The sequence below is a fragment of the Geodermatophilus sp. TF02-6 genome (genome assembly GCF_003319115.1).
Classification (GTDB): Bacteria; Actinomycetota; Actinomycetes; order Mycobacteriales; family Geodermatophilaceae; genus Geodermatophilus.
In genome coordinates this window covers 1-2,433 of record NZ_QOHF01000049.1, presented here as the reverse complement: position 1 = coordinate 2,433, position 2,433 = coordinate 1, and the positions used below count along the sequence as shown (strand labels likewise).

Sequence of the window (2,433 nt, the reverse complement as noted above, 5' to 3'; positions counted from 1 at the left end):
CACCACCGACCAGCCCACCACCGAGGAGGTGAACGCCCCGACCATCCCGGCGCTCAGCGCCTGACCAACCCAGCAAAGATCACGCGGTGCAATCGCCTTCGATACACCACGTCAGCGGACTTGACCGAGTTGCGGACTTCCTGCGGACTCGCATCAGTCGGCAGAGCTCTGACCTGCGCAAACGTCGTCCAGCGTGGTCATCCCGGACATCACCCGCCGGCACATGGCGGTCAACATCCGCAAGTTCGTGCTGCAGGCGCACTCCCTCGACGAGCTGGTGGCCCTGGGCACGCTGACCCCGCCGGCCGCCCGGTTCCTGGAGGCCGCGGTGGTGTCGGGGTTGAACGTCCTCGTCGCCGGCGGCACCCAGGCCGGCAAGACCACCCTGCTCAACTGCCTGTGCGCCGCCATCCCGGCACGGGAGCGGGTCATCACCTGCGAGGAGGTCTTCGAGCTGCGCGTGCCGTTGCCCGACGTGGTGGCGATGCAGACCCGCCAGCCCAACCTCGAGGGCGCCGGGGAGATCCCGCTGCGCCGGCTGGTGAAGGAGGCGCTGCGGATGCGGCCCTCCCGCATCGTGGTCGGCGAGGTGCGCCAGGAGGAATGCCTCCAGGGCCGAGGCAAAGTCCGGAATGGGCGGCGTGACCTGCCCAGACCAACGATGATCATGCCGCGGTGAGGCTGGCGTGGGCGCTGCCGGCGCGCCAGCCGGCCCGGCGTTGAGCGCTGGCGATGTTGGTGTGTCCCTCCAGTCGATGCAGGTTGAGCGCGGTGTTGCGCAGCACGGCCATCACCTCCGGTCCGGTGCCGGTCCGGATGCGCGAGGCGTCTTCACCCTGGGTGACGTCGCGGACGTGGTGCACCCGGTTCTCGATGCCCCAGTGGCCCTGGATCCAGGTGGCCAGCAGGGCCGGGTCGGCCTGGCGGTAGGTCAGCGAGGTGAGCGCGTAGACGACCTCGGTCGAGGTCTTGCCGGTGCGGGTATCGCGGCGCCGGCGCACGACCTTGATCGCCCGAGCGGCGTGCGGGAACAGCGCCGCGGCCGGAGTGCCGTCGAGGTCGATCACCTTGATGGAGCGGGATTCGGTGCGGCCGTGGGCGCGCTGGCGGCGCCGCTGCCCGGGCGCTTGGGCCCACGGCAGGGCGGCCAGCGCCCGGCGGAGGGTGGGCTGGTTGCCCTTGACGGTGAACAGGTAGTGCCCGCCCCGCTTGCGCAGCCAGGTGGCGTGCTCACGCTGGCAGTGCAGTGCGTCGGCGGTCACGATGACCTCGCGCAGGTCGGGCAGGGTGGCCAGGGCGGTGGTGAACGCGGCGATCTCATCGCCATCAAGGACCGCAGACTGGGTGAGCACCAGGCAGTGGGCGTGGTCGTAGACGCCGAACACCTTGACCTGCGCGCCGTCGGGGCTGCGGGCGCCGCGCAGCGTCTTGCCGTCGGCGGCCACCACCCGCCGCTGCTCGGCCAGGGGCCCAGCGGCGACCGTGGCCGGTGTCGCGGCCGCCGCGCGGCGGGACAGCACCCAGCCGGTCAACACCGCCTGCAGCGCCACCGGGTCCAGTCGGGACAGCAGCCGGCGGAAGGTACTGGCGTGCGGCGGGTCGGCGCACACGCGCACCTCCGGCTCGGCGACCGCGGCCCAGTCGGCGATCGCCGCATACGACCGCGCCCCGGCCAGGACCGCGCTCAGCGCGAGGAAGAGGATCGATTGCAGACTGTGACGACGGCCCCGCCGGTTCCGCGGGTCGGGCACCGCGGCCAGGGCCTGCAACAGGCTGATCGACTCCGGCGCCGACAGCGGCCGGGCCGGCACTCCGGCGGCGGTGACGGCATCGGCCAGGGCGGTTGGGGAAGATGAGCTCGCGGGCACGGGCCTTCTCGCTGGGGATCAAGGACTTCGACACCCTCAGATCACCACACGGTCCGTGCCCGCCCTAACGCCCCAGGTCAGCGCCGTGCTCCACGACTTTGCCTCGGCCCTGGGAGTGCCTCGACCCCTACGCAGTCGCCCCGATCAAATACGGGCCATTCCGTGCGTTTGCGGTGTTTCCCCTGCTCAACGCGGCGTAGCCCCCAACGGTCGACCGCCGGCGGGCACCAGCGAGAATGGCCGTATGGCGATTGAAGTGACGATTTCGGACCCTGAGTACCCCGGCACTGCAACGACCGTCGCGCACGAGAAGGGCGCGTCGTACGCGGTGAAGGACGGCGTCCTCTACGTGTTCGACAACGCCCTGCACCAGGGCTCGGACCGGCAGCTCGCCGTCCACGCCGCCGGTCAGTGGTTGTCCGCCGTGGTGAAGAAGGACTAGTATCCTGCACCGAAAATCCGCAGGATAAATTGTAGACTGGGGTATGCCGAGAACGGGGCGACCGAAGGCCGAGCTGGTGCTCAGCGACGAGGAGCGCGCGCAGTTGCTGCGCTGGTCGCGGCG

Annotated in this window: 3 protein-coding genes; 2 read left to right on the top strand and 1 reads right to left on the bottom strand. The window is 70.9% G+C overall.

Annotation, left to right across the window (positions count from 1 at the left end):
• The first annotated feature begins 193 nt into the window (after positions 1-193).
• Positions 194-679, top strand: a complete 486-nt coding sequence (locus DQ238_RS22500) for an ATPase, T2SS/T4P/T4SS family (protein ID WP_233496224.1) — start codon at positions 194-196, stop codon at positions 677-679.
• Here DQ238_RS22500 and DQ238_RS22495 read toward each other — a convergent pair.
• Positions 666-1,868, bottom strand: coding sequence for an ISAs1 family transposase (locus DQ238_RS22495; RefSeq protein WP_199506522.1), 1,203 nt, complete (start codon positions 1,866-1,868; stop codon positions 666-668). The genes DQ238_RS22500 and DQ238_RS22495 overlap by 14 nt on opposite strands.
• A 256-nt stretch (positions 1,869-2,124) precedes the next feature.
• On the opposite strand from DQ238_RS22495, the gene DQ238_RS22490 reads away from it, so the two are divergent.
• Complete coding sequence (locus tag DQ238_RS22490; RefSeq protein ID WP_147263191.1) at positions 2,125-2,310, top strand: hypothetical protein; 186 nt, start codon at positions 2,125-2,127, stop codon at positions 2,308-2,310.
• The last annotated feature ends 123 nt before the right edge of the window (positions 2,311-2,433 follow it).